20 protein-coding genes and 1 pseudogene are annotated in these 24,340 nt (G+C 63.8%); 9 read left to right on the top strand and 12 right to left on the bottom strand.

All coding sequences use genetic code 11. The annotated features are described in order from the left end of the window. Positions 1-139 precede the first annotated feature (139 nt). From folD to guaA, 4 genes are all read left to right on the top strand, one after another. A complete protein-coding gene (gene folD, locus IAE41_RS08155; RefSeq protein WP_079221628.1) occupies positions 140-1,018 on the top strand; it encodes a bifunctional methylenetetrahydrofolate dehydrogenase/methenyltetrahydrofolate cyclohydrolase FolD in 879 nt (292 codons plus the stop codon). A 418-nt stretch (positions 1,019-1,436) separates the two neighbouring features. Next, positions 1,437-2,894, top strand: a complete 1,458-nt coding sequence (gene guaB, locus IAE41_RS08150) for an IMP dehydrogenase (protein WP_108747812.1) — start codon at positions 1,437-1,439, stop codon at positions 2,892-2,894. 83 nt (positions 2,895-2,977) lie between these two features. Continuing rightward, positions 2,978-3,544 (top strand): hypothetical protein, encoded by a 567-nt coding sequence (locus IAE41_RS08145; protein ID WP_200732733.1) that lies wholly within the window; start codon positions 2,978-2,980, stop codon positions 3,542-3,544. Further along, positions 3,528-5,093: a glutamine-hydrolyzing GMP synthase gene (gene guaA / locus IAE41_RS08140; RefSeq protein ID WP_054171531.1), complete on the top strand. Its 1,566-nt coding sequence runs from the start codon at positions 3,528-3,530 to the stop codon at positions 5,091-5,093. Before IAE41_RS08145 ends, guaA begins: the two co-directional genes overlap by 17 nt. Before the next feature lie 72 nt (positions 5,094-5,165). On the opposite strand, the gene IAE41_RS08135 is transcribed toward guaA, so the two are convergent. Together IAE41_RS08135 and IAE41_RS08130 are read right to left on the bottom strand one after the other, a co-directional pair. Beyond that, entirely contained in the window at positions 5,166-6,893 is a 1,728-nt protein-coding gene (locus IAE41_RS08135; RefSeq protein WP_200732732.1) for a hypothetical protein, read from the bottom strand. A 902-nt stretch (positions 6,894-7,795) separates the two neighbouring features. Beyond that, positions 7,796-8,719, bottom strand: coding sequence for a LysR family transcriptional regulator (locus IAE41_RS08130; protein WP_200732731.1), 924 nt, complete (start codon positions 8,717-8,719; stop codon positions 7,796-7,798). A 95-nt stretch (positions 8,720-8,814) separates the two neighbouring features. Between IAE41_RS08130 and IAE41_RS08125 the strand changes: the two genes are divergently transcribed. Then, entirely contained in the window at positions 8,815-9,654 is an 840-nt protein-coding gene (locus tag IAE41_RS08125; RefSeq protein ID WP_200732730.1) for a type 1 glutamine amidotransferase domain-containing protein, read from the top strand. Positions 9,655-9,741: 87 nt separating this feature from the next. On the opposite strand, the gene IAE41_RS08120 is transcribed toward IAE41_RS08125, so the two are convergent. Both IAE41_RS08120 and IAE41_RS08115 read right to left on the bottom strand, forming a co-directional pair. Further along, positions 9,742-11,625, bottom strand: a complete 1,884-nt coding sequence (locus tag IAE41_RS08120; RefSeq protein WP_200732729.1) for a DUF2075 domain-containing protein — start codon at positions 11,623-11,625, stop codon at positions 9,742-9,744. Continuing rightward, entirely contained in the window at positions 11,622-11,996 is a 375-nt protein-coding gene (locus tag IAE41_RS08115) for a nucleotide pyrophosphohydrolase (RefSeq protein ID WP_200732728.1), read from the bottom strand. The genes IAE41_RS08120 and IAE41_RS08115 overlap by 4 nt, the downstream gene beginning before the upstream one ends. A 161-nt stretch (positions 11,997-12,157) precedes the next feature. Here IAE41_RS08115 and IAE41_RS08110 point away from each other — a divergent pair. Beyond that, positions 12,158-12,442: pseudogene (locus tag IAE41_RS08110) on the top strand (type 1 glutamine amidotransferase domain-containing protein); the annotation flags it as partial. Here the strand turns inward: IAE41_RS08110 and IAE41_RS08105 are convergent. Then, positions 12,378-13,853, bottom strand: coding sequence for a hypothetical protein (locus IAE41_RS08105; protein WP_234458377.1), 1,476 nt, complete (start codon positions 13,851-13,853; stop codon positions 12,378-12,380). The pseudogene IAE41_RS08110 and the gene IAE41_RS08105 overlap by 65 nt on opposite strands. A gap of 233 nt (positions 13,854-14,086) precedes the next feature. Between IAE41_RS08105 and IAE41_RS08100 the strand changes: the two genes are divergently transcribed. Further along, positions 14,087-14,869, top strand: coding sequence for a 3-hydroxybutyrate dehydrogenase (locus IAE41_RS08100; protein WP_200732727.1), 783 nt, complete (start codon positions 14,087-14,089; stop codon positions 14,867-14,869). A gap of 210 nt (positions 14,870-15,079) precedes the next feature. Here IAE41_RS08100 and IAE41_RS08095 read toward each other — a convergent pair whose 3' ends face one another. The 3 genes from IAE41_RS08095 to IAE41_RS08085 form a co-directional block, all read right to left on the bottom strand. Beyond that, positions 15,080-15,436: a hypothetical protein gene (locus tag IAE41_RS08095; RefSeq protein WP_200732726.1), complete on the bottom strand. Its 357-nt coding sequence runs from the start codon at positions 15,434-15,436 to the stop codon at positions 15,080-15,082. Positions 15,437-16,069: 633 nt separating this feature from the next. Next, a complete protein-coding gene (locus tag IAE41_RS08090) occupies positions 16,070-16,999 on the bottom strand; it encodes an alpha/beta hydrolase (protein WP_200732725.1) in 930 nt (309 codons plus the stop codon). Positions 17,000-17,011: 12 nt separating this feature from the next. Then, on the bottom strand, positions 17,012-17,599 hold the full coding sequence (locus tag IAE41_RS08085; RefSeq protein ID WP_108746539.1) for a carboxymuconolactone decarboxylase family protein: 588 nt from the start codon (positions 17,597-17,599) through the stop codon (positions 17,012-17,014). Between the two features lie 133 nt (positions 17,600-17,732). Between IAE41_RS08085 and IAE41_RS08080 the strand changes: the two genes are divergently transcribed. Beyond that, positions 17,733-18,302, top strand: a complete 570-nt coding sequence (locus IAE41_RS08080; RefSeq protein WP_200732724.1) for a TetR/AcrR family transcriptional regulator — start codon at positions 17,733-17,735, stop codon at positions 18,300-18,302. A 147-nt stretch (positions 18,303-18,449) separates the two neighbouring features. Beyond that, entirely contained in the window at positions 18,450-19,106 is a 657-nt protein-coding gene (locus tag IAE41_RS08075; RefSeq protein ID WP_200732723.1) for a hypothetical protein, read from the top strand. A 148-nt stretch (positions 19,107-19,254) separates the two neighbouring features. Here the strand turns inward: IAE41_RS08075 and IAE41_RS08070 are convergent, their stop codons facing one another. The 4 genes from IAE41_RS08070 to IAE41_RS08055 all read right to left on the bottom strand — a co-directional run bounded on the left by IAE41_RS08070 (position 19,255) and on the right by IAE41_RS08055 (position 24,339). Then, complete coding sequence (locus tag IAE41_RS08070; RefSeq protein WP_200732722.1) at positions 19,255-19,701, bottom strand: chemotaxis protein CheW; 447 nt, start codon at positions 19,699-19,701, stop codon at positions 19,255-19,257. Positions 19,702-19,814: 113 nt separating this feature from the next. Then, positions 19,815-21,581, bottom strand: coding sequence for a sensor domain-containing phosphodiesterase (locus IAE41_RS08065; protein ID WP_234458376.1), 1,767 nt, complete (start codon positions 21,579-21,581; stop codon positions 19,815-19,817). 119 nt (positions 21,582-21,700) lie between these two features. Further along, positions 21,701-23,293 carry a sensor domain-containing diguanylate cyclase gene (locus tag IAE41_RS08060; protein ID WP_325166989.1) on the bottom strand — a complete coding sequence of 531 codons (1,593 nt, stop codon included), beginning with the start codon at positions 23,291-23,293 and terminating at the stop codon, positions 21,701-21,703. 212 nt (positions 23,294-23,505) lie between these two features. After that, positions 23,506-24,339 (bottom strand): oxidoreductase, encoded by an 834-nt coding sequence (locus IAE41_RS08055; RefSeq protein ID WP_200732721.1) that lies wholly within the window; start codon positions 24,337-24,339, stop codon positions 23,506-23,508. Position 24,340: the final 1 nt, after the last annotated feature.

Genomic DNA, 24,340 nt, shown 5'->3' with positions numbered 1-24,340 from the left:
GGCCGCGCCCTCTGCCCCCCCCCCGGCGGCGCCCCCCCCCCCCCCCGCCACTACCTGGCATGTCCGGCCTCGCGCCGGTGGGCGAGGGGGCCTGAATCAGGGACAATAGCGTCCCCGCCGCCGCCTGCCCCCGCATTCGATGACTGACTCCGCCCCCCAGCTTCCTGCCCGCATCCTCGATGGCCGCCGTATTGCCGAGGACCTGCTCGACAGCCTGAAGGTGCGCGTCGACGCCCGGGTGGCCGCCGGTGGCAGCCGCCCCGGCCTGGCCGTGGTGCTGGTGGGTGGCGACCCGGCCTCGACCGTGTACGTGCGCAACAAGCGCCGCGCGGCTGAAAAGGTCGGCATCGAAGCCCATGACTACGATCTGCCCGCTGGCACCAGCGAGGCCGAACTGCTCGACCTGATCGACCAGCTCAATGCCGACCCCAAGATCAACGGCATCCTGATCCAGCTGCCGCTGCCGGGCATTCCCGACGCGCGCCGCCTGATCCAGCGCATCGACCCGCGCAAGGACGTGGACGGCTTCCACCCGGAAAACGTCGGCCACTTGGCCCTGCGTGAATTCGGCCTGCGCCCGTGCACCCCGCGCGGCATCACCACGCTGCTGGGCCACACCGACCAGCCGGTGCGCGGCCGCAACGCCACCATCGTGGGCGTGAGCAACCATGTCGGCCGGCCGATGGGCCTGGAACTGCTGATCGCCGGCTGCACCGTGACCAGCTGCCACAAGTTCACCCCGAAGGACGTGCTGGAGCAGGCCGTGCGCAACGCCGACATCCTGGTGGTGGCGGTGGGCCGCCCGGGCATCGTGCCGGGCGAGTGGGTGAAGCCGGGCGCCGTGGTGATCGACGTCGGCATCAACCGGTTGGACGACGGCCGCCTGGTGGGCGATGTCGGGTTTGAAGCGGCGGCCGAACGGGCGAGCTGGATTACCCCCGTGCCGGGTGGCGTCGGCCCGATGACCGTGGCCACGCTGATGCAGAACACCCTGGAAGCGGCCGAAGCGCTGAGCTGATTCCCGGCTTCTGGTGGGGTATCGGTGCCTGATGGATTGTGCGGACCAACGGTCCGCACCTACCAAAAACAGGCCGGGCTGGCTGGCTTCTGGTGGGTGCCGACCGTTGGTCGGCACATCCTCAGGAGAAGGGGATTCTGCTGGGGTATCGGGGTCTGAAGGATTGTGCGGACCAACGGTCCGCACCCACCAAAGGCAGTCCTATGCACCCACCAAAAGCAGTCCCATGACCCACCAAAGGCAGGCCTGTGACCCGCCAAAAGCAGTCTCATGACCCACCAATGGATTCATGCAACCAGGGCGGTACCCGCCCCCTGAACCAATCACCGCCCGCGCGACACTGCGTCGCATCCACCCCCTCCCACGGGGCGTGAAAAAGGGGTAAAATGTCGCGCTTCCCCACATCTCGGGTATGCCGATGCTGCGCATCCAGGCTGAAGCACTCACTTACGACGACGTATCGCTCGTCCCCGCCCACTCGACCATCCTGCCCAAGGACGTCAACCTCGAAACGCGGTTGACCCGAGACCTGAAGCTCAAGCTTCCGATCCTGTCTGCGGCCATGGATACCGTCACCGAAGCCCGCCTGGCAATCGCCATGGCACAGCTCGGCGGCATGGGCATCATCCACAAGAATCTCAGCCTGGAACAGCAGGCCGCGGAAGTGGCCAAGGTCAAGAAGTTCGAGGCCGGTGTCATCCGCGACCCGATCACCGTCGGCCCGGAAACCACCATCCGCGACGTGCTGGCCCTGACCCAGGCACACAACATCTCCGGCGTGCCGGTGGTGGGCAGCGACGGCCTGCTGGCCGGTATCGTGACCCACCGCGACATGCGCTTCGAAACCGAGCTGGACGATCCGGTCCGCCACATCATGACCAAGAAGGATCGCCTGGTCACGGTGAAGGAAGGCGCCGCCAGCGATGAAGTGCTGCAGCTGCTGCATCGCAACCGCATCGAAAAGGTGCTGGTGGTCAACGATGATTTCGCCCTGCGTGGCCTGATCACCGTCAAGGACATCCAGAAGAACACCGACTTCCCCAACGCCGCCAAGGATCTGTCGACCCGCCTGCTGGTCGGCGCTGCCGTCGGCGTGGGTGGTGATACCGACCGCCGCGTGGAAGCGCTGGTTGCCGCCGGCGTGGACGTGATCGTGGTGGATACCGCGCACGGCCACTCGCAGGGCGTGCTGGACCGCGTTGCCTGGGTCAAGAAGAACTTCCCGCACGTGCAGGTCATCGGTGGCAACATCTGCACCGGCGAAGCCGCACTGGCGCTGCTGGACAGCGGCGCGGACGCGGTCAAGGTCGGCATCGGCCCGGGCTCGATCTGCACCACCCGCGTCGTCGCCGGCGTCGGCGTGCCGCAGGTCACCGCCATCGATCTGGTGGCCGAAGCCCTGCAGGACCGCATCCCGCTCATCGCCGACGGTGGCATCCGTTACTCGGGTGACATCGGCAAGGCGCTGGCCGCCGGTGCCTCGACCATCATGGTCGGCGGCCTGCTGGCCGGTACCGAGGAATCGCCGGGCGAGACCGAGCTGTACCAGGGCCGTTCGTACAAGAGCTACCGCGGCATGGGTTCGCTGGCCGCCATGGAAAAGGGGTCCAAGGACCGCTACTTCCAGGACGCCGCCACCGCCGACAAGCTGGTGCCGGAAGGCATCGAAGGCCGCGTGCCGTACCGCGGCCCGGTGGGCGGCATCATCCACCAGCTGATGGGCGGCCTGCGCGCCACCATGGGCTACGTGGGTTGCGCCACCATCGACGACATGCGCACCAAGCCCAAGTTCGTCAAGATCAGCGGCGCCGGCCAGCGTGAGAGCCACGTCCACGACGTGACGATCACCAAGGAACCGCCGAACTACCGCGCCTGATGACGACCCGCCCCGGTCCCGTGAGCCACCCCCGCACTGCCGGCCGGCGTGCCGACCGGTTCCGTGGCGGGAGTCTGCTTGGCATGGTCCTGCTGGTTGCGGGTTGCTCCGGCGCTGCCGAGCCACCCGCAGCCGTCGCGGCTGCCCCTGCAAATCGGGTGTCCTGCCCGAACCTGACCTTCGACCTGCCGCAAGGCTGGCGGCTTGAGCCGCAGGGGGCGCTGCAATGGCGCCTCGTTCCGCCGCGCGCATCCAGTTTCAATGGCGTGCTGGTGTGCCGGCAGGGTGAATACACTGCGGCAGTACTGCTGTCACTGCGTGATGAGAGCGATCGCCTGCTGGGCTGGTCGGCGCAGCACCCGAAGTTCGAGCGTAGCGGCGGCCGATGGTTTGGCGAGGAGCTGGTCAACATGACCGATGCTCGGCTGATCGCCTGCGAAACCAGCAGCGCCGACGCCGACCGGTTGCAGACCTGCATGTGGGGCGACCCCTACCCACGGCGCGAGCAGCGTGCCGATGGCTTCATCGGCGTGCGATGGACCGCACCGGACCCGGTGGCCGATGAATTGCGGCGTGAACTGTCCGCCAGCGTGCTGCGCACCTTCTCTGTAACACCCACCCCTGAGCGCCCGAATGACCAACATCCATAACGACAAGATCCTGATCCTCGATTTCGGCGCGCAGTACACGCAGCTGATCGCCCGCCGCATCCGCGAGCTGGGCGTCTACTGCGAAATCTGGGCTTGGGACCACAACCCGGCCGAGATCGCGGCGTTTGGCGCCAAGGGCATCATCCTGTCCGGTGGTCCGGAATCGACGACGCTGCCGGGCGCCCCGGCCGCGCCGCAGGAAGTGTTCGACAGCGGCCTGCCGATCTTCGGCATCTGCTACGGCATGCAGACCCTGGCTGCCCAGCTGGGTGGTGCCACCGAAGCCGCTGACCAGCGCGAATTCGGCCACGCCGAAGTGAACGTCATCAACCCCGATGCACTGTTCAAGGGCCTGAGCGACCACGGCGGCGAGCCGAAGCTGAATGTCTGGATGAGCCACGGCGACCACGTCTCCGTCGCGCCGCCGGGCTTCACCATTACCGCCACCACCGACCGCATTCCGGTGGCCGCCATGGCCAACGAAGAAAAGCGCTGGTACGGCGTGCAGTTCCACCCGGAAGTGACCCACACCCTGCAGGGCCAGGCGCTGCTGCGCCGCTTCGTGGTGGATGTGTGCGGCTGCCAGACCCTGTGGACTGCCGCCAACATCATCGACGACCAGATCGCCCGCGTGCGCGAGCAGGTGGGCGATGACGAAGTGATCCTGGGCCTGTCCGGCGGCGTCGATTCGTCCGTCGTGGCCGCGCTGCTGCACAAGGCCATCGGCGAAAAGCTGACCTGCGTGTTCGTGGATACCGGCTTGCTGCGCTGGCAGGAAGGCGACCAGGTGATGGCGATGTTTGCCGAGCACATGGGTGTGAAGGTCGTACGCGTGAATGCCGCCGACCGTTATTTCAGCGCGCTGGAAGGCGTGAGCGACCCGGAGGCCAAGCGCAAGATCATCGGCAACCTGTTCGTCGAGATCTTCGACGAAGAGTCGAACAAGCTGAAGAACGCCAAGTGGCTGGCGCAGGGCACCATCTACCCGGACGTGATCGAGTCGGCCGGCAGCAAGACTGGCAAGGCGCATGTGATCAAGAGCCACCACAACGTGGGCGGCCTGCCGGAGCACATGAAGCTGGGCCTGGTGGAGCCGCTGCGCGAGCTGTTCAAGGACGAAGTGCGTCGCCTGGGCGTCGAGCTCGGTCTGCCGCGCACCATGGTCTACCGCCATCCGTTCCCGGGCCCGGGCCTGGGCGTGCGTATCCTGGGCGAAGTGAAGCGCGAATACGCCGAACTGCTGGCCAAGGCCGATGCCATCTTCATTGATGAGCTGCGCAAGGCGGACCTGTACGACAAGACCAGCCAGGCGTTCGCCGTGTTCCTGCCGGTGAAGTCGGTGGGCGTGGTGGGTGATGCGCGGGCTTATGAGTGGGTGATTGCGCTGCGTGCGGTTGAGACGATTGATTTCATGACCGCGCATTGGGCGCATCTGCCGTATGAGTTCCTGGGTACGGTGAGCAACCGGATCATCAATGAGTTGCGGGGGGTTTCAAGGGTTGTTTATGACATCTCGGGGAAGCCGCCGGCAACCATTGAGTGGGAGTGAGTTGAAAGAAACTAGGGCGCCGAAAGGCGCCCTTGTTTTGTTCGGGTGAGCAATTTCGCAACGTTCACTTCCTCAGTGGAAGCGTCCAGTCCTACGGCGATGGCGGGACTTTGATTTTGACTTGCTGGGTGCTCTCGGAAGCCTCCAGACCATCCGAGTTGGCCGCCGCAATGTGCCGCTCGCGAAGCTCAGGAGAAAGTATGCTGCGGTTGGTACTCCGAGAATTATTGGGATTCTTATGCCTGTATCCAGTCTTTCCCATCTCGTACTACTAAGTCTTTTTCCGTTAAGGATGAGATAGTCGGCACCACCCTCAACGAGTATGGCGGGACCATCTGTGCGAGCGAACATTTTTCCGCTTAGCTGTAGCGTGCTCGTTGGTCCTGTGGAGACATTCTGCCCATCGACAACTAAATCTCCCATAACCCCAATGAGCGATAGCTGTGAAAGATTGCCCCCTGTAACTGCCTCATGGAATTGATCCCTGCGATAACCTGTGCTCTCTATCCACCCATTTGCGCCAGAGACCGTGACGTAATTGTGTTTGCCTACGTCCTCGAGACTCAGCTGCTTAGGCGCTTCTAAAGACACTAGGAGACCTATGTATGGAACTTTCGTTATCGCAGCTAAGTGCTGATCGTTCTGTGTGACCTCCAGGCCGTCACATGAGATCGCAGCGGTTGCTTCAATCATCTCCGGGGACATGCTGAATTTGATTATTTTCTCTTGATCACCATTGATTGAGTAGGTGGCGCTGCGCGTCTTTAGTGGAGAGCCTTCCTTTTTGCCAGTGAGGGAGATTAGTCCGAGGGAGAATGTTGTCCTGCTAAAATTATCATCAAAATTGATAATCCCGTTCCCAAGGAATCTGCTTATATCAATTTTTTCTGGGTCGTCGCGCGATGGGTTCATCCAAAATTGCGCAACGTTATCGTCTGAGACGGTAATTTTATTCGAGTTCGGATGAGTGATGCGAAATTCACTCAGTCCATCGTCAGCGGTAATGGTAAGGTTGTTTATGTCGCCAGAGTAAATAGGGGTGGATTTGAGGGCCTTCCCATAGTCGGAGTCCGCTGCTACGCAACCCTGAGTTACCCAGACAGAACCTCTTGTGGAAGATTTTATCTTCGTTGACCACTCAATTTTTAGGCTGGGTCCGCCGCCAAGAAATTTCGTCCTGCCACCTTTTGCTTCACTGAACTTTCCGAGAATTGCAAATGTATCGCTTTCTGCTCTCTCAGATGAATCGCATTTACTTGATTCATCTTGGCTGTTTGGTTGGCAATGGTCCTCATTCTTCGTGACGTAGTAGCCATTTAGAGAGGGTTCGAGCCGAAAGCTGACTGGGGTTGTAGGCATTCTCGTCAAGAATCCCAGTGCGAGAAAAAGGACTGCTGCAAGGGTAAAATAACCTGCTGCGGGTGAAAGTAGCCAGATTATTCTCTCAACTCTTTCATTTCCATTTGCTATGTGTCGGCCTATCCGGTCGTCGAGGATTAGAATCACTGTGAAAGTTGCAAGAATCCCCCCCGCTGCGAAGTTGCACAGCACCGAAGCTGCTAATCCGTCTGGTATGCCTGATGATAAGTCAATAGCAGTGAGCGATAGGCCAATTGCAAGCGTTCCCGAGGCGATCACTGTCCTCTTCGTGGGCGCCAGCAACATTGCAGTTGCCGAGAATATCCCGCCTACTAGGTACGGGGGCCATAGGGCCGTCGTTAGGAATGCATTGAAGCTAACGAGAGGGCCAACGTTTTCACTGTCGTAAAGCGATGACGACTCTCCAGAGACGAGTGCCACTACTACTGCTTGGACGAGCGGTCCCAGCGCAAATAGAGTCGCCAACACCAAGCCAGACAGTAAAGTCGGTACCACATACACCCACGGGCTTGCGCCTCGCGTCTTCCTAAACGAAGACCACCATTGTGACACCTTGGTTTGCATCCACACTCCCCCCATTGAAGATATCCACAATGCTAGCAGGAGCGCACGGTTAGAGGCAGTAGTTCGCTTCTCGAGCTCAATTGATAGTTGCAGTCGAGCCGTCGTTGACCTCGACTTCCTGGGTGATCTTCAGCTGAAGTCGGCCGGGGTTAATGTTCAGTTCTCTGGTCGACCTAAGCCTTTTCGCTCCCGTGGCCAAAAGGATGAGACCTCTGCAGATTTCTGATGCGTAAATGATCGAGGAAGTTGATGAGAATCAGCTTTGTCGAACGCTTCAGTGAAGCAGATTTCAACGGCTGCTCGCGTATGCGGGGATGTTTGCCTGTTCCTATTCGTCTTTATAGGCCATGTCTTTGAATCGACGGGGCAGGGCTCGGTTAGCATGCTATTTCCTGCCAAAACTCATGATCCGGCGGCACTTCAGTAGCGCACTCCCCTTGTAGCTCCGCGCACGAAGGTGGTTCGCTTGGGCTTCAGCTTGACTTCTATCCATATCGATTCGGTGGCAGTTCCCGTGCGGTTTTTGCAAATTTTCCAGCTAATTTGTTGCTCGCGTAGCAAGATTAACGGATAGATGGGCTCGCGCAGGCTACCCACCCAGTCCGAGCCTCGTTTTCGAAGCCGGCAATGCATCAAGCGGGTAGCTCGGCTATCTCCTTTAAAACACCATTCAATCCACAGCGGACCGCAAAGGCGGTAGATCAGCCGCACAGCTTGAAATGCGGTCCAAGCCGACACCGCCAACACACATGGCAGCCTCAACCAACGCCGTCCTCAACGCTCGCCACATTTCCCACCAGCAACTCAATCATTGCCCGTGCCGCAGCCGACTGCCGCCGATGCGGGGCATAAATCACCGAGAACGGCCTCGACCGCCCGCGCAGCTGCGGCAGCACCTCCACAAGCTCCCCACGCAGCAAGCGCTCCCGCACGATGAACTCATAACTCTGGCAAATTCCAATGCCTTGCGTGGCCAGAGAAACCACGCCCAGCACATCGTCAGACGTCTCGATCGACGAACGCGGTACCCAGTCCACATCCTTCCCACCATCCCGAAACACCCACGGCGCCAACCGTCCAGTCCGCGGCATCACAAACGGCAGGCACAGGTGCTGCTCCAGATCGTCCAGCGTCTGCGGAGTACCCCGGCGCTCCAGGTACTCCGGCGAAGCCACCAGCAGCAGCGGCGCGTCCTCCAGCTTCCGCCCCACCAGCCCGCTATCCGGCAGCTGCCCCAGCCGAATCGCCAAGTCAAAGCCCTCCGCCACCAGGTCCACATTGCGGTTGGTGATGTTCAGTTCCACCTGCACCTGCGGGTACTGCTGCGCAAAGCGCGCCAGCACGGGCGGCAGCCGGTAGTGGCCATAGGTGGTCGGCACGCTCAGGCGTACGCGGCCGGCCAGCGCGCCGTCCTGACCCTGCACGTCCCGCTCGGCGTCGTCCAGCAGGCCGAAGGCGGTGCGCACCTGTTCCAGGTAGAGCCGCCCGGCGTCGGTCAGGCCCACGCGGCGGGTGGTCCGCTGCAGAAGCTGCCGGCCCAGCCGCGCTTCCAGGCGGGTGACCGCACGGCTCAGCACCGAGGGCGTGGTGGACAGCGCCACGGCGCCGGCAGTGAACGAGCCGTGCTCGACCACCGCCAGGAATACCTCCACATCGCCGAGGTAGTCGAACTTGCGGCTCATTTGGCTCTCCGGGGAACAGATCTTTTGCGAGAAGGCCAATTTATCGCTGCGTGAGCGATGAATAAAGTAGCCACCATTCCCAGTGGAGCTACCCCATGAACCTGATGACCCGGCTCGCCGCAGCGCTCGCCCTGACCCTGGCCGCCACCGGCGCCCATGCCGCCAACGTGCTCGTGGTGCTGTCCGACGAGAACCACCTGGACCTGAAGGACGGCGAGGTACTGTCCACCGGCTTCTATCTCAACGAGCTGATGCAGCCGGTCAAGCTGCTGCTGGATGCAGGCCATGAGGTGACCTTCGCCACGCCGCAGGGGCGGGCGCCGACGGTGGATGCGTCATCGGTGACGGCGGCGTACTTCGGCAACGATGCCGCGCAGTTGAAGCTGCATAAGGATCTGATGGAGAAGCTGGCGCTGACCTCGTCGACGGCCTCGCCGGTGGTCAGCCTGGCGCGCGTTGAGCAGCAGGGCTACGCGCGTTTTGATGCGGTCTACATTCCCGGTGGCCACGCACCGATGCAGGACCTGCTGAAGAGCCCGGCGCTCGGCCGCTTGCTGGCCGACTTCCACCAGCGCAACAAGACCACCGCGCTGGTCTGCCACGGGCCGATCGCGCTGCTGTCCACGCTGCCGGATTCCAACGGTTTCGTGGCAAAGCTGGAAGCGGGCGCCGTGCCGGCCACCCCGAATTGGATCTACAGCGGCTACCAGATGACGGTGATCAGCAACCAGGAAGAAGAGCAGGCCAAGCCGATGCTGGGCGGCGGTGAAATGAAGTTCTATCCGCAGACCGCGTTGCAGCGGGCGGGTGCGAAGTTCAGCAGTTACACCACGCCGTGGACCGGCCATGTGGTGGTGGATCGCGAGCTGATCACCGGGCAGAACCCGGCTTCGGCGCTGGAAGTGGGGCAGCGGCTGGTTGAGCGGTTGAAGTAAGCAAATTGGATCAGCGTGCTTGTCGTCGAGGAGAATCCCCCGCGAACTGCGCGGGAAAGATCCGGACGTTCTGTCAAATGAAGCTGATCAGGCTTCCAGCTCAACCACCTGTTCGATGGTTGCCGCACGCCGCAGTCGGCCCCTTAAATACGCGGCGACCTGCGGATCGGTGGCGTAGACGTAGCATCCCTTCATTCCTCGAGTCATCAAGGTGCGGTAGGTGTTCTTGATGATGGTTTCGGCCAACGCGGCAGCGTGTGCAGGATCGGACTGGGATAGCTTCACATACCCCTTCATCGTCTTGTCGTGCCGGTCACGCGCACGAGGGACCGTCTTGAGGGCGCCGTCTTCCATGATCAGATCCGGTCCGATGATTACGCCGATGTAGTCGACTTCCAGACCCTGGCAGGTATGGATGCAGCCCACCTGATCAATCGAGTTCGGGGACACGATCCAAAGGCTTCCGTCCTGACCAAGGTTCCACTGCCGTCGGTAGTTGCCAATGACAATGTCCATGTCCTTGCTGTTCTTCTTGCTGTTCCATGGCCAGCAATAGCCAGCTACGACGCGCGCGCGGTTATCGGCGTTCTTGGCATCGATGGCCGCGTGCAATGCGACCGGATCATCGAATACCTGGAAGTCGTAGCTCTCTTCGTCCAGCGTTGTGTTTGCGGTCGGGCGGACCTGCAGCACGTCGTCCAACCATGCGAGATAGCCGTCCGACCCCGCACAGCGGAACTGCGAGGACAGGGCGTATTCCTCCACCGTCGCTCCACGGGCGACTGCGAAATCCCGAATGGCCTCTTTGGTGCCGATATCTTTCAGCGTGACCCGTTGGTCTTCATCAATGAAGAACACGCTGCACAGGGCAGCGTTGATCAGCTCCATGATCTGGTTCTTACCCTCGTTCCCGTAGAACCCGCCTTGCTCCGTGAGCCGATGGGCCTCGTCGACGATCAGTAGATCGAATTCGTTCTCAGGGCTATTGATGTACGCTCCGGACCCACCGAAGAAGTGGTGGAGGCGATCGTTCTCCTTTGACTTGCTGAGGGCGCTTCTATAGACCTCGCGTGGCGCGGCATTTTTCGAGACGTACTTGACGTTCAAGCCATCGCGCACCGCGGCCAGAAGATTCACCGCAACGACGGACTTGCCCGTACCCGGGCCGCCCTCAATGATGACAACCCGAGGTTTCCGCTCCGCGTGCGCCTGGGCACAGGCTGCCTTGGCGGCTTCGAACACGTGCTTCTGTTCGTCGAGCAGGGTGAACGTACTATTTCCCGAGAGCAATCGATGCAACTCGTCTGCGAGCGCTTTGGACGGCCGGATCGTGGCACTGTCGAGATTGGCCAGCACCGGGATGCCATCGCCCTTGCTGGTGTGCTGGCTGATGAAAGCGCGCAGCGCCTCAAGGTCGCCCGCGCCCTTCAGGAAGAGCGGTGCGCGTTGGATGTAGGGCCGGTAATGGGGTGAGTCGATCACACCGTCCGACTGATAATTGTGCAGATAGGCGCAGGGATGAAGCTGGAGCTTTCCTACATGGACCGCTTCGTTGAAGCCCTCAAGGAATGAAGCGTAGGACCATGCCTGATAGCTGGGATGGACTCGAAGGTCTCCGGGCCGCAACTCGATCATGGCGTCGCGATTGGACTGCTTGATGACCGACCATTGTTTGAGCTCGACGATGATGACGTGCGCCGAGCCGTCTTCGGTGTGGCCGGTCAGGAGAACGTCAATACGCTTCCGCGACTGAGGCAGGACGAACTCAACCGCCACGCCGATGTCGCCGGGAATGGACGGGTGGTTCAGTGCACGTGCGACGTATCTCAGTGACTCGCGCCAGGAGCGGATTTCGGACTCACCCACATGGCCCTTGGTGGCCGCCTTGTAGCTGGCGAGGATGACGTCCTCGATTTCCTCATCATTGCAGTGGCGAAGGAAGGCGTCCTTGTCTGCCTGATAGACGATCATGGCTGAGACAGCTTGTTGTACTTGGTGCTGACGCCCCGCGAAAGATCGACCGGGTACTTGGCGGCATTCATGGCCAGCTTGCTGCTGACCGCTTCATTGAGGTCGATGCCGAGCACGTCCGACAGCCGGATGAGATACAGGGCTACGTCGGCGATCTCTTCTCGAACGGCCTTGGCGGTGGCTTCAGAGGACGCGGCATTGAACGAGTCGGCCTCCGTCATCCACTGGAAGACCTCGTTCAGCTCTCCAACTTCGCCGGAGAGAGCCATGACGAGGTTCTTCGGGGAATGGAACTGTGCCCAATCACGGGCTTCAGCGAATTCCCGGAGCGCCTGGGCAGCGCCCCGAACCTCGACGAGAGGGTGTTCCATGGCATGGCCTTATACGACAGAATTTGGCCAATTCTACCCATGGAATAGCGGCGCAAGCGACATATGACCCTTGGTACTCAGGCAAAGTGCCCCTGCGCGGCATGAGCGCTCCGAGAGCCTTGCCTGGCCCGGGGCTCACCCGGCCGAGTCCCCATCAACGAGCAAAGCTGGAAGCGGGCGCCGTGCCGGCCACCCCGAAGTGGATCTACAGGGGTTACCAGATGACGGCGATCAGCAACCAGGAAGAAGAGCAGGCCAAGCCGATGCTGGGCGGCGGTGAAATGAAGTTCTATCCGCAGACCGCGTTGCAGCGGGCGGGTGCGAAGTTCAGTAGCAACACCACGCCGTGGACCGGCCATGTGGTGGTGGATCGCGAGCTGATCACCGGGCAGAACCCGGCGTCGGCGCTGGAAGTGGGCCAGCGGCTGGTTGAACGGCTGAAGTGATGGGGCGCTGAGGAGGAGCGTCCACGCGTGGCGTGGATCTACAGCGTGGCGCTCCGCCTGACACGCAGCTGGCTTGCCACTGTTTCCAGGCCTTGGCGTCGATGCCGGCCTTCATCGCAATGCTTCGCAGTTCGGCCCAATCGTTGGGGGAGGGCGCAGCCAGTAGGCCGCGCATGAAGGCCTGCATCTTCGCTTCGCCCACCTGTTGTTCCAGCGAGAGCAGCAGCAAGGGCGCGTAGACGTAGCGATACAGCTCGCCCAGATTGGCGCTGGCATCGATGCTGTCCAATGCCGGTAGGGGCTTGTCCTGTTTGTCGATGGACGATTGCAGCCGCGCGACGTAGCGATCCGCGGCGGCATCGCCACTGACCTCGCGCAGCGCCTTGATCGACAGGAACTCGGCGCTGGATTCGAGCAGGAACCAATAGTAGGCGCCCTGCGGTTGGTTCAAGGTGCCGAAATAGTAGTGGCCCATTTCGTGTGCGATGTACTGCACGCGCCGCTCGGCCCGTTCGCCACCCGCCAGCAGCGAGTCGGCCACGTTGCCGATGCTGCCGCTCATCGCAATGGTCGGCCAGGCGGCAAAGCCCCACTCGTTGCCACGGCGGTCGCGCTCCACCTGGTCAAGCGTGACCATGCGCAGGAAGGTGGGGCGCTCGGCCGGCGATACGCCCATGTAGCGCGTATAGGCCTCGGCCACTTTCTGTACCGCGTTGGACAGCGCATCGACCTTGGCCGCGGGCAGGCTCTCGTTGAGCAGGGTGACCTGTGCGGTGCGGGTGATCGGGCCGCTGCCGCCGAACAGCAGAATCGGCCGGGCGATATCGCTGCGGAAGCGGCCTTGTGCGCCTTCAATGGCCGGGCTGCCGTTGAGATACAGGAACCGACAGCCGTTGCAGTCTACCTGCATGTCGTAACGACTCTCGCGGCTGCGCACGCGGGTCTTGGGGTCGAATGCCAGTGGCAGCCATGCGGATTGTTCGGTGAACCGGGCGCTGTCGCCGTTGAAGGCCATCATGCCTTTGAAGTCGTCAATGGCATCGTGCTTCGGGTAGCGCGGAAACGCGCCGACATACTGCACGCAGAGCTTGGCGGTGGGTTCGGCCAGGGTGTAGACACGTGCCTCGCCGTCCACGCCGGGTTCGTACCAACCACCAAAGGCCACGTCTTTGCCGTCACCATCGGTGACCCGCGCAACATTCAGGCCGGCGTTGAGTGCGAACGAGCCCCGTGAATCGGCTGGCAGGTGGGTCACGCAGATGTCGCCCTCGACGCGACCGCTGGCAATATCCAGGCGCACGCTGCCGGTGGTCAGCGGTGTGCTGGGGGCTTGCGGTTGTGCCGCAAGGTTTGCCACGGGGGCAAGCAGTACGGTCAGGGCAGTGGGCAGCAGGGCGTGGCGCAGGTTCATCGGACCGTCCTTGGCTGGATGGGCTGACTATACGGCCAGCCTAGGCTTGTGCCGAGAGGTGGAGCATCCACGCGTGGCGTGGATCTACACTGGCAGGGTGAGCTTGTGCCGAGAGGTGGAGCACCCACGCGCGGCGTGGATCTACCCTGGCAGGGTGAGCTTGTGCCGAGAGGTGGAGCATCCACGCATGGCGTGGATCTACACTTGGGCCTCCGTTCTAAGGAATCTTCCCCATGTTCTCTGGAAAGGTCGCGGTAGTTACCGGCTCTACCAGCGGTATCGGTCTTGGCATTGCCACGGCGCTGGCGCGGCAGGGGGCCGATATCGTGCTGAATGGCTTCGGCGATGCGGCGGAGATCGAACGCATCCGCTCCGGTCTGGAGGCCGAGTTCGGGGTGCGGGTGGCGCACGATGGCGCAGACCTTTCGCGTGGCGAGGCGGTGCGGGAGATGATCGACTGCGCCGTTGCCACGATGGGGCGCATCGACATCCTGGTGAACAATGCGGGCATTCAGCACACGGCCTCGATCGAGGAATTCCCCGTTGAGAAGTGGGATGCGATCCTGGCGCTGAATCTATCGGCGGTCTTCCACGCCACGGCAGCGGCCCTGCCGCATATGAAGCAGCAGGGGTGGGGACGCATCATCAATATCGCGTCGGCGCACGGCTTGGTGGGCTCGGTGAACAAGTCCGCCTATGTGGCGGCCAAGCATGGCGTGGTCGGGTTTACCAAGGTGACCGCGCTGGAAAACGCGGGCACGGGCATCACGGCCAACGCGATCTGCCCGGGGTGGGTACGGACCCCGCTGGTTGAGAAGCAGATCACCGCGTTGGCGGAGCGGGAAGGAACGGACCAGGAGTCCGCCGCGCGTGAGCTGTTGGCCGAGAAGCAGCCGTCCTTGCAGTTCGTGACGCCGGAGCAGCTGGGTGACATGGCGGTGTTTCTGGCATCGGACGCCGCGGCGCAGATGACGGGCACGGCGCTCCCGATGGATGGCGGTTGGACCGCTCGCTAAGCGTGGCTGCACGGGACGTTTGATTTTCCGCCGGGCATGGCCCGGCGCTACCGGGAGCGGTGGCGCGGTGGTGGCGCGCAGCGCGGTGGTTTTGATTTTCCACCGGGCATGGCCCGGCGCTACCGGGCGGGGTGGTGGTAGCGCGGGGCCGTGCCCCGCGAACGCGCGGCGCGGTGGTTTTGATTTTCCGCCGGGCATGGCCCGGCGAGATCAGGCCGGCCTGACTTCCCTGCACACCAGTTCGGCCAGCTCGCGACACGCGAAGAACAAGCCCTCCACCACGCCCTCATCCAAGTGCCGGCGGGGCGTGGCCATGGTCTTGCAGCGGTTGGCGGCATGCAGCATCTCCACCGCAGTGAGGATGCCCGTGGCCGCGCGGTCAATGCGCGCGAGAGACTGACGTCGCCCGTCGGACAGGTTTTCTTCCGGCCAGAGCATTCCGTCGGAGCCTTCGCCATCGCGGATGCGGGTGAGGCAGCCCTGGAAGGTGCTGAGATCGGAGGTGGGGTTTTCGTCGTCGTTGACGGTGCCAACAGCATGGAGCGGCGGGTTCTTGCGAGTGGTCATGGCAGTAGCTTCCGTGGCTGTGCTTAACAGCGCCACCGCGCGGAAGCGGGGTGGCGGACGGTGCGTGGCTGCAAACCGGGTAGATAAGCGAATAGACCGGTGGGCCCGAGGACCCCCACGCACCGCCCGCCATATAGGCCGACGGATTGCCCGCCGGCACCGGTTTCCGGTCGGTGCCGACGGGCAAGCGCAAACTACAGTCGCTTAACTACACGGGTTTGCAGACCCGGCCACTCGTTTTCAGTGGCGCGCCATGTTGTCTACGCCTGCACGTTCAGTTCAATGAGAAAAATCCGAAGATTTCGGATGAATCGAGTGCGAGCCAGGAATTGTTGCATGCAACTCAGATGGCACATGCGACAAGAGGAGACGCGAGCACGCCGCGGCAGTGGCAGAGACGACGCCGTGTGACGTAAGCGGCTCGCGAGGGCGTGCAGCGTGTGACGTTTTGCGCTTGCGAATAGTTGTATGGGGCATTTCAACTGATTGCGTGGATGACTAGCTGTGTGGAGCGAAATGACGTATCCGGCCGATTTCGCGTGCCGGATACGTCATGGGACAACCGCAAGCCGAGCGTCGGCTCGGCTCTACAGAGCGAGCGAAGTGCGCGAACGTGGCCCGCGCAAACGGTCCTTACAGATTCGCATCCAGGAACGCGCGGATCACCGGGCCGATCTCCTGCACATGGCTTTCCAACGCGAAGTGCCCGGTGTCATAGAAACGCACCTCCGCCTTCGGCAGATCGCGCTTGAACGCCTCCGCGCCGGCCGGAATGAAGATCGCATCGTTGCGCCCCCACACCGCCAGCAGCGGCGGCTTGCGGTCGCGGAAGTACTTCTGCAGCTGCGGGTACATCACCACGTTGGTGCGGTAATCCAGCATCAGGTCCAGCTGGATATCCAGGTTGCCCGGGCGCGCCAGGCGCTCGTTGTCCAGCGTGTAGGTTTCCGGCGCGATGCGCATGGCATCCGGCGCGCCGTGGGTGTACTGCCACTGGATGCTTTCCGGGGTGAACATGCCGCGCAGCGCATCGCGGTTGGCTGCGGTCGGCGCGCTCCAGTAGCGCTTGATCGGCTCCCACAGCTCGCCCAGGCCTTCTTCATAGGCGTTGCCGTTCTGCGAAACGATGGCGGTGATGCGTTCCGGGTGCTGGGTGGCCAGGCGCCAGCCGACCGGTGCGCCGTAGTCGAACACCTGGATGGCGTATTGATCGATGCCGACCACTTCAGTGAAGCGGTCGATGGTGTTGGCCAGGTTGGCGAAGGTGTAGGCGTACTTGTCGCGCGGCGGTGCTTCGGTGAAGCCGAAGCCGGGCAGGTCCGGGGCGATCACGTGGTAGCGGTCGGCCAGCATCGGAATCAGTTCGCGGTACATGAAGGACGAGGAGGGCAGGCCGTGCAGCAACAACACGGTGGGCGCCTTGGGGTCGCCGGCTTCGCGGTAGAACACGCGCACGTCGTCCACCTGGGCATAGTGGAAGGTGACGGCCGGCGCGGCGGCGTGGGCGGAGGCAACGGCGAGGGCACCGGCAAGGCCGGCTGCCAGACGGGCAGGGGTGTTCATGGTGTGGGCTCCTCAGGCGACCTGCTGGAACGGGTGGCTGCTGCCGCGCGAGATCTTGCCCTGGTCAAACAGGCGCAGGATCGGGAAGTCGACGTCGTTGCGGCCGACCTTCCAGAGATAGTTGGTGATGAAGTTCAGCGCCAGGTGGCCGAACACTTCCACGATGTCCTCATCGCCCCAGCCGGCGGCGCGCACGGCCTGCAGTTCTTCGTCGGTCACGTCACCCTTGTGGCGCACCAGCAGCAGCACGAAGTCGAGCAGGGCCTGTTCCTTCGGGTCGGTGGACTTGCCGTGGCGGGCCAGCTCGATGTCTTCCTCGGTGAGCTTCTGCAGCTTGGCGATGGCGGCCAGCAGGGAGATGCAGTATTCGCAGCCGTTTTCTTCGCCGATGGCCAGGCCGATCTTGCGCGCCAGTTGCTTGCTGAAGCGGCCGTCGGTGAGGTTCTGGAACAGGGCCAGGTAGCTGTTCATGGTGGCCGGGGAGTTGGCCAGCGCGGTCATGATGATGGGCAGCTTGCCGAACTTGGCCTTGGTCTGCTCCAGCAGCGGCTGCTGGGCCGGGGTGGCGGTTTCGGGGGTGACGAGGGCGAGACGGGACATGGGTGGTTCCTTGAGGGGTTGGGATGAAATGTACCGAACGGTCGGTACGGGATGAATTGAATTCGAACGATCGGTCCACGTCAAGCTTGAATTGGACCGAACGGTCGGTTATCGTTCAGGCAGGAGGTGACCCATGCCCCAGGTCAGGAAAATTGATGACGCGGCCCTGCTGGACCGCTTGGCGCTGACGTTCAAGGACGTCGGCTATGAAGGCGCGTCGCTGGCGGTGATTGCCGAGGCGACGGGCCTGAAGAAATCCAGCCTTTACCACCGCTTCCCGAACGGGAAGGAGGAGATGGCGCAGGAAGTGCTGGCCCAGGTCGGGCGCGTGCTGGATGCGGAGATCTTCCCGGTGCTGGCCGGCGATGCGCCGGTGGCGGACAAGCTGGCGCGTTTTGTTACGGCGATGGACGCGATGTACGACCACGGCCGGCAGTCGTGCCTGTTGAACATGCTGTCGCCGCCGCGTGGCGTGCAGAACGGCTGTGGCGATGCGATTGCCTCGACCTTCCACCGGCTGCAGGAGGCGCTGGCGGGTGTGGCGCGGCAGCACGGTGTGGGTGATGACCAGGCCGAGCTGCTGGCCGAGCAGATGCTGGTGGAGCTGCACGGCGCGCTGGTGGTGGCACGCGGGATGGATGCGCCGGCGGTGTTTTCGCGGGCGATTGCGCGGCTGCCGAGGATTATTCTGGACGCGGTGTGATCCGCCGGGCATGGCCCGGCGCTACCCTGGTGTGACGCGTTCGCTGTAGAGCCGAGCCCACGCTCGGCTGAATGTTCCCAGGCGTGATGGGTAAGAGCAGCAGTACCTGTAAGCTGGCCGCCAACCCCTTGCGGCGTTGCTGATCCCATGGACCTGATCCGACTGCTTCGATCGCTTGAGGAGTTCCTCTACGAGCTGGTGGGCTGGCTGGTGTTCTACCCGCGCACGCTGTGGCGGGTGCTGGTGCGGCCGGGGGAGGTGGCGCGTTACACGCGGCGCGAATTTGCCAAGGATCCGGAACACCGCTTTGCCGATGCGATCAGCCCGGTGCTGATGCTGATCCTGTCGGTGGTGCTGGCGCATGCGCTGGAAATGGCGATGCGCACGGCGCCGCTGTCCCTGTCCGGGCCGCTGGGCAAGCTGCTGTTCTCGAGCGAGCAGGGCCTGCTGCTGACGCGCTCGGCGGTGTTCTGCATTTTTGCGCTGGGCGCGGCGCTGAGTACGTTGTGGCGTCAGCGTCTGCCGATCAACCGCGACACCCTGCGCGAGCCGTTTTCCATCCAGGCGTTCCTGGCGTGCCCGTTCGTGCTGCTGCTGGCGGTTTCGCAGGCGGTGGGCGGGGAAGCGAAAGGCTGGGGCGCGGTGATCGGGGTGGCGGCCGTGGTGTGGTACCTGTGGGCGCGCACGCGCACGTTCGTGGCGTTGAATGACGTGGGGTATCTGCCTGCGGCCGGGTTCGTGCTGGCGTCGTTCCTGCTGACCTCGGCGCTGGTGTTGGCGCTGGGGTTTGCCATCGTGATGTAGGCGGCGTGCCGTGGGCTGTAGAGCCGAGCCCATGCTCGGCTCCGTGATGGCGGACGGGGTACGTGTTGCCAGCCATGGGCTGGCACTACTGGGCGGGGCTCGCAGAAGCAGCCGAGCGTGGGCTCGGCTCTACATGGGCAATGCCTGGCTACGCGGCGATCAACAACATCGGGTCGATCAGCGGAATCTCGCGCTTGTCGGGCATGGCGATGCTCTGGCTGCAGAACACATACCCCAGTGGGTTGTCAGCCCGCAGCTGCTTGCGCGGCACGCTCTCGATGTCGCCCACTTCGTCCACGGCCAGGCCGATCACATCCACCCCGGCGCGCACCAGCGCCATGGCCGGGCAGGTGTAGGTAAACGGTGTCAGCCCGCTGAGGCGGCGCAGATCGACCACGCGCAGGGCGTTTTCGCGCACGGTCAGCGTGAGGCGTCCTTCGCTGCCGGTGCGGTCAAAAGTTTCCGGGCCGCGGATCTCGACGGTGGCCTGCACATCCACGGCAAACCACTGTTCACCGGCCCGTACGGCCAGGTATTCAAAGAAGGTACGCGACGGCGAGGCCGGTGATCCGGCCGAAGGGGAAGACGGCTGCAAAGGATATCCAGTGGAAGGGGCAATGCTGCTGCGGCGCCATCATGCCGTCTTGGCGAGCTCAACGGTGTCAGCAAAAGATGAATGCCGAAAATCCCGTTCAGCCAGTACTGGGCTCAGGCCGGAACGTACGGCACCGTCTGCAGCGCAGCCAGATCGGTGGCCCTGATCGGGCGTGACAGTGCAAAGCCCTGGATTTCATCGCAGCCATACGCCTGCAGCAGGGCCACCTGCTCGAACGTTTCCGCCCCTTCGCCCACGGTGTTGTAACCCAGGCCATGGGCCAGCCCGATGACGGCCTGCACTTTCAGCTGCGCGCGGGTATCGGTGGGCAGGTCGTCGATCATCGACTTGTCCAGCTTGATCGTGTGGATGGGCAGTTCGGTGAGATAACCGAAGTTGCTGTAGCCACTGCCGAAATCATCGATCGCTACGCGCACGCCGGCGGCCGCCAGCTGCTTCAGTTGTTCGCCGGGCAAGGAATCGGCGCGCAGCCATTCGCCCTCGGTGATCTCCACTTCCACGTCGGTGCAGGACAGGCCCTTGCACAGCAGCGTGGCAATGAAGGCATCGGCCATACCCTTGCGCGCGACATCGCGCGCGGAGAGGTTGATGGACAGGGTGAGTGACAGCCCTTCGCGCCGCCACTGCGCCAGCTGGGTGAACGCGTGGTCGAGCACCCAGGCGGTGACGCCGTCCATCAGCGCGGTGCGTTCGAACACGGGAATGAACTCGGCAGGGCTGACCGCGCCCAGCTGCGGATGGTCCCAGCGCAGCAGTACTTCGGCCGAGACGGGGGTGAGGTCTTCGGCGCGGAAGCGGGGTTGATAAACCAGGTGGAACTGGTCCTGCTGCAGCGCCTGCTGGCCGTCGGTGGCCAGCCGATAGCTGCGCTGCAGGCCTTCATCGCGCAGGGACGAATACCAGCAGCAGGTGACATGGCCGGCGAGCGCCGAATGCATGCCGATCATCATCTTGCGCAGCACATCGTCGGCACTGTCGCGGCCCAGCGTGGCCTCGCACAGGCCGGCATGGAACTGCGGTGCCAGCGGTACGGCGGCAGCCATGATCGGGCGGATGAGATCGTCATGCAGCAGGTGGACCAGGCGCTCGATGGCATCGCGGTCGGGGAGTTCGATCACGAAGGCGAAGCGCGTGGCTTCCACGTGGTAGACCTGGGCCACGCCGTCCAGGGCAAGGTTGATGCGCACGCCGGCACGGCGGATGAGCGCTTCCAGCGGCACCATGCCCAGCACCTGGCCGGCCTCGTTGGCCCGTGGCAGGTCGAGCACGTCGATCATCACGGCATAGCACGGCCGCCCGGGCGTACGTACCGAACGCGCGGCGTAGTCGATGGCGAACTGGTGGCGGTTGGGCAGGCCGCTGACCGGATCGCGACGGCCACTGAGCGTGCGCAGCTCCAGTTCGTTCATCACTGCCATGCCCAGTGTCTGCAGCTGGCGGCGATCATCGGCGGAGAACTGCCGGGGCACGCTGTCCATCACGCACAGCGCACCGATGGCCACGCCGTTGGCGGCGATGAGCGGGGTGCCCGCATAGAAACGCAGGTGCGGCGGCCCGGCCACCAGTGGCAGGCTGGAAAAGCGTGGGTCCAGGGCGAGATCGTTGATGACCAGGCCCGCAGTGGAGCCGATGGTGTGCGCGCAGATGGAATCGCGGATGTGCGAGCCGGCCGAGGTGAGACCCTTGCTCGAGATCAGCCGCTGGCGGTCGACTTCGATGAGCGAGACGAAGGCCACCGGCGCGTGGAAGGTGCGTGCGGCCAGATCGGTGAGGCGATCCAGCGAGGCCCCGGCAACGTCATCCAGGACGTCCAGACTGCCCAGCGTCGACATGCGTTCTTCGGTACGGGTCGGGGCCATGTGCTTTTTCCGGTTGAACGGGAGCGCGAGAGCCGGTCGGGGGTGCTGCAGGCAATTGGGGTGATGGCAGGGTTGCAGGTACGCAGAGGCGATGCCGTGTAGATGCAGCCAACAGCGCGTCAAGACGGCGGTGGAGGCTGCTGGCTGCGCTTGCGGTAGAGCACGCTCTGGTTGCGGCCGCCGTGCTTGGCGCGGTACAGCGCCTTGTCGGCCTGGCGGATGGCCAGATCGGGGTTGGACTGGGTTTCAGGGTAGTGGCTGACCCCGGCAGAAATCGTGACGTGCCCGACCTTGGCAAAGGCCTGGGCTTCGATGGCGGTGCGCAGGCGTTCGGCCACCTGCAGCGCGGTATCGGCGCTGACCTCGGGCAGCAGCACCAGGAATTCCTCGCCACCGAGACGGCACAGCACGTCCTGCGGGCGGGCATTGGCGCGCATGCTCTGGGCGACGCCGGCGATGACCTGGTCACCGGCGTCGTGGCCGTGGCGGTCATTGACGTCCTTGAAGTGGTCCACATCGAGGGTGATGACGCCGAACGGCACGCCGGAGGCGGTGAGGGCACTGAGCGCGCGTTCCAGCCCGCGCCGGTTGAGCAGCTGGGTGAGGGGATCGGTGAGTGCGGCCAGGTCGAGCTTGCCGATGCGATCGCTGAGGTTGCGGAAACTGACCAGCACGGCCTGCTTCAGCTGCGCGGCCTCGAAGTACCAGGAATTGACCGCCTTGACCTGGGAAATGGCGGCGCCGACATCGCCTTCCTGCGCGTGCTGCGCGAGCTGCTGCAGCGGCGAGGCGATGCGGCGCGAGCACAGCCAGATCAGCAGCAGCGAGAGCAGGCCCAGCGGTGCGGCGTTGCGCAGCACAGTGGCGAACAGGCTGCCCATGGGCGCGGTGGCGGCATCGATGGGGCGCTGGGCGACGATGCCCCAGCCGGCGGCGGGCACCGGTGCGAAACCGGCCAGCATGTGCACGCCGCGGCTGTTGTGCGAATGCAAGGCACCGGCGCTTCCCTGGCTGAGCGCTTCGACGGCGGCGTTGCGTTTGGCGGGCTGGCCGACCCGGTCCGGTTCGGGGTGGTAGAGCAGGGTGCCATCGCGGCTGACCACGTACAGGTACGAGCCATCCTCGTAGGGGTGCGTGCCGAGCAGGGAATGCAGGACGTTCGGGTCGCGCAGGTGGATGGAGGCGGTGATGTAGCCCGCGTAGCCGCCGTCGGCATCGAATACCGGGTGGGAGAGGGTGACGACCAGATTGCCGGTGTGGGCGATGAACGGATCGCTGACCATCGGCAGCCGCTGCTGCAGCGCCTTGTGGTTGGCGGCACTGGTGAGCGCCTTGCCCTGCAGTTCCGGCAGGGCAGGTGAGGTGCCGACCACCACGCCCTGGGCATCCACCGCGATGACGCTGTTGAAGGCATCGGTCTGCAGCTTGATGCGTTCCACTTCATCATCGTGTGCTGCCGGCTGGTCGAGCCCGCGGCTGAGGCGCTCGGCCCCGACCGCGAGCTGCTGCTGCGCGTTCAGCACGAAATGCTGGGTGGACTGGGCCAGCGAGTGCGCGTAGACCCGGTTGGCTTCCAGGCTCTTTTCGATGAGCTGCTGGCGCTGCACCTGGTAGCTGGCCCACAGCGTGTTGCTCAGCATGACCAGCGCCGATAGCGTGGCAAGCGCGAGGATCAGTCGCTGCAGGTTCACCTGCCGGATCGATGCATTCACGCCTGCGCCTCCCTGGCGGCTGGTAGGGGCTCAGGTTACAACCGAGGGGGCAGGGGAACCGTGCGCGCGGTCTTCACGCGGAAGCCGGTGGATCTGATCTTGTGCCGACCAACGGTCGGCACCCACCAGGAGTTGGCACCGACCAACGGTCGGCACCCACCAGCAGGGTCATGCCCCGGTAGCGCCGGGCCATGCCCGGCGAGCGCAGCGGCTCAGCCGTCGGTGGAACGGCTCAGGGCTTCCCACTGGTCAATGCTGGTGCCCAGTTCCTGCAGCTTGCCGCGCACCAGCTGCACGGCATCGCTGCCCAGCAGCAGGTGGGCGGGCGGCGTGGGGCTGTCGATCAGCTGCAGCATGGCCTGCGCGGCCTTGGCCGGGTCGCCAAGCTGCTGGCCGCTCTTGGCTTCGCGCGCGCTGCGGATGGGGTCGAACAGCGCGTCGTAATCCTCGATGGCACGGGGCGAGCGCACCATCGAGCGGCCGGCCCAATCGGTGCGGAACGAACCGGGCGCGACGGCGGTGACATGGATACCGAAACCGGCAACTTCCTTGGCCAGCACTTCGCTGATGCCCTCCAGCGCGAACTTGCTGCCGCAGTACCAGGCAATGCCGGGCAGGGTGATGAAGCCGCCCATGGAGGTGATGTTGAGGATGTGGCCGCGGCGGCGCGCGCGCATGTGCGGCAGCACGGCCTTGATGAGTGCGGCAGGGCCGAACACGTTCACTTCGAACTGCTGGCGCAGCTCGGCGAGGGTCGACTCCTCCAGCACGCCTTCGTGGCCGTAGCCGGCGTTGTTGACCAGCACGTCGATGGCGCCGATGTCGGCTTCGATGTGGGCGACCAGGGCCGTGATGGCATCGGCATCGGTGACCTCGAGCAGGCGGCCGAACGCGCGGCCCGGGGCGAGGGCTTCGAAGTCATGACGGGCGGTGTCGTTGCGCACGGTGCCGACGACGCGATGGCCGGCCAGCAGGGCATGCTCGGCCAGCGCACGGCCGAAGCCGCTGCTGACGCCGGTGATGAGGAAGAGGCGGGACGTGGTCATG

It is taken from the genome of Stenotrophomonas sp. S39, assembly GCF_016624665.1.
Lineage (GTDB): Bacteria > Pseudomonadota > Gammaproteobacteria > Xanthomonadales > Xanthomonadaceae > Stenotrophomonas.
Note: the sequence above shows the minus strand (reverse complement) of the source record. Positions and strands in the feature narration are given on the sequence as shown.

Excerpts from the sequence above, each read along its gene's own strand:
- IAE41_RS08090 (WP_200732725.1), bottom strand. The coding sequence starts at position 16,999 with ATGAACACCCCTGCCCGTCTGGCAGCCGGCCTTGCCGGTGCCCTCGCC.
- IAE41_RS08105 (WP_234458377.1), bottom strand. The coding sequence starts at position 13,853 with ATGAACCTGCGCCACGCCCTGCTGCCCACTGCCCTGACCGTACTGCTT.
- IAE41_RS08100 (WP_200732727.1), top strand. The coding sequence starts at position 14,087 with ATGTTCTCTGGAAAGGTCGCGGTAGTTACCGGCTCTACCAGCGGTATC.
- IAE41_RS08125 (WP_200732730.1), top strand. The coding sequence starts at position 8,815 with ATGAACCTGATGACCCGGCTCGCCGCAGCGCTCGCCCTGACCCTGGCC.
- IAE41_RS08065 (WP_234458376.1), bottom strand. The coding sequence starts at position 21,581 with ATGGCCCCGACCCGTACCGAAGAACGCATGTCGACGCTGGGCAGTCTG.
- IAE41_RS08130 (WP_200732731.1), bottom strand. The coding sequence starts at position 8,719 with ATGAGCCGCAAGTTCGACTACCTCGGCGATGTGGAGGTATTCCTGGCG.
- folD (WP_079221628.1), top strand. The coding sequence starts at position 140 with ATGACTGACTCCGCCCCCCAGCTTCCTGCCCGCATCCTCGATGGCCGC.
- IAE41_RS08095 (WP_200732726.1), bottom strand. The coding sequence starts at position 15,436 with ATGACCACTCGCAAGAACCCGCCGCTCCATGCTGTTGGCACCGTCAAC.
- IAE41_RS08145 (WP_200732733.1), top strand. The coding sequence starts at position 2,978 with ATGGTCCTGCTGGTTGCGGGTTGCTCCGGCGCTGCCGAGCCACCCGCA.
- IAE41_RS08080 (WP_200732724.1), top strand. The coding sequence starts at position 17,733 with ATGCCCCAGGTCAGGAAAATTGATGACGCGGCCCTGCTGGACCGCTTG.
- guaA (WP_054171531.1), top strand. The coding sequence starts at position 3,528 with ATGACCAACATCCATAACGACAAGATCCTGATCCTCGATTTCGGCGCG.
- guaB (WP_108747812.1), top strand. The coding sequence starts at position 1,437 with ATGCTGCGCATCCAGGCTGAAGCACTCACTTACGACGACGTATCGCTC.
- IAE41_RS08075 (WP_200732723.1), top strand. The coding sequence starts at position 18,450 with ATGGACCTGATCCGACTGCTTCGATCGCTTGAGGAGTTCCTCTACGAG.
- IAE41_RS08120 (WP_200732729.1), bottom strand. The coding sequence starts at position 11,625 with ATGATCGTCTATCAGGCAGACAAGGACGCCTTCCTTCGCCACTGCAAT.
- IAE41_RS08085 (WP_108746539.1), bottom strand. The coding sequence starts at position 17,599 with ATGTCCCGTCTCGCCCTCGTCACCCCCGAAACCGCCACCCCGGCCCAG.
- IAE41_RS08115 (WP_200732728.1), bottom strand. The coding sequence starts at position 11,996 with ATGGAACACCCTCTCGTCGAGGTTCGGGGCGCTGCCCAGGCGCTCCGG.
- IAE41_RS08055 (WP_200732721.1), bottom strand. The coding sequence starts at position 24,339 with ATGACCACGTCCCGCCTCTTCCTCATCACCGGCGTCAGCAGCGGCTTC.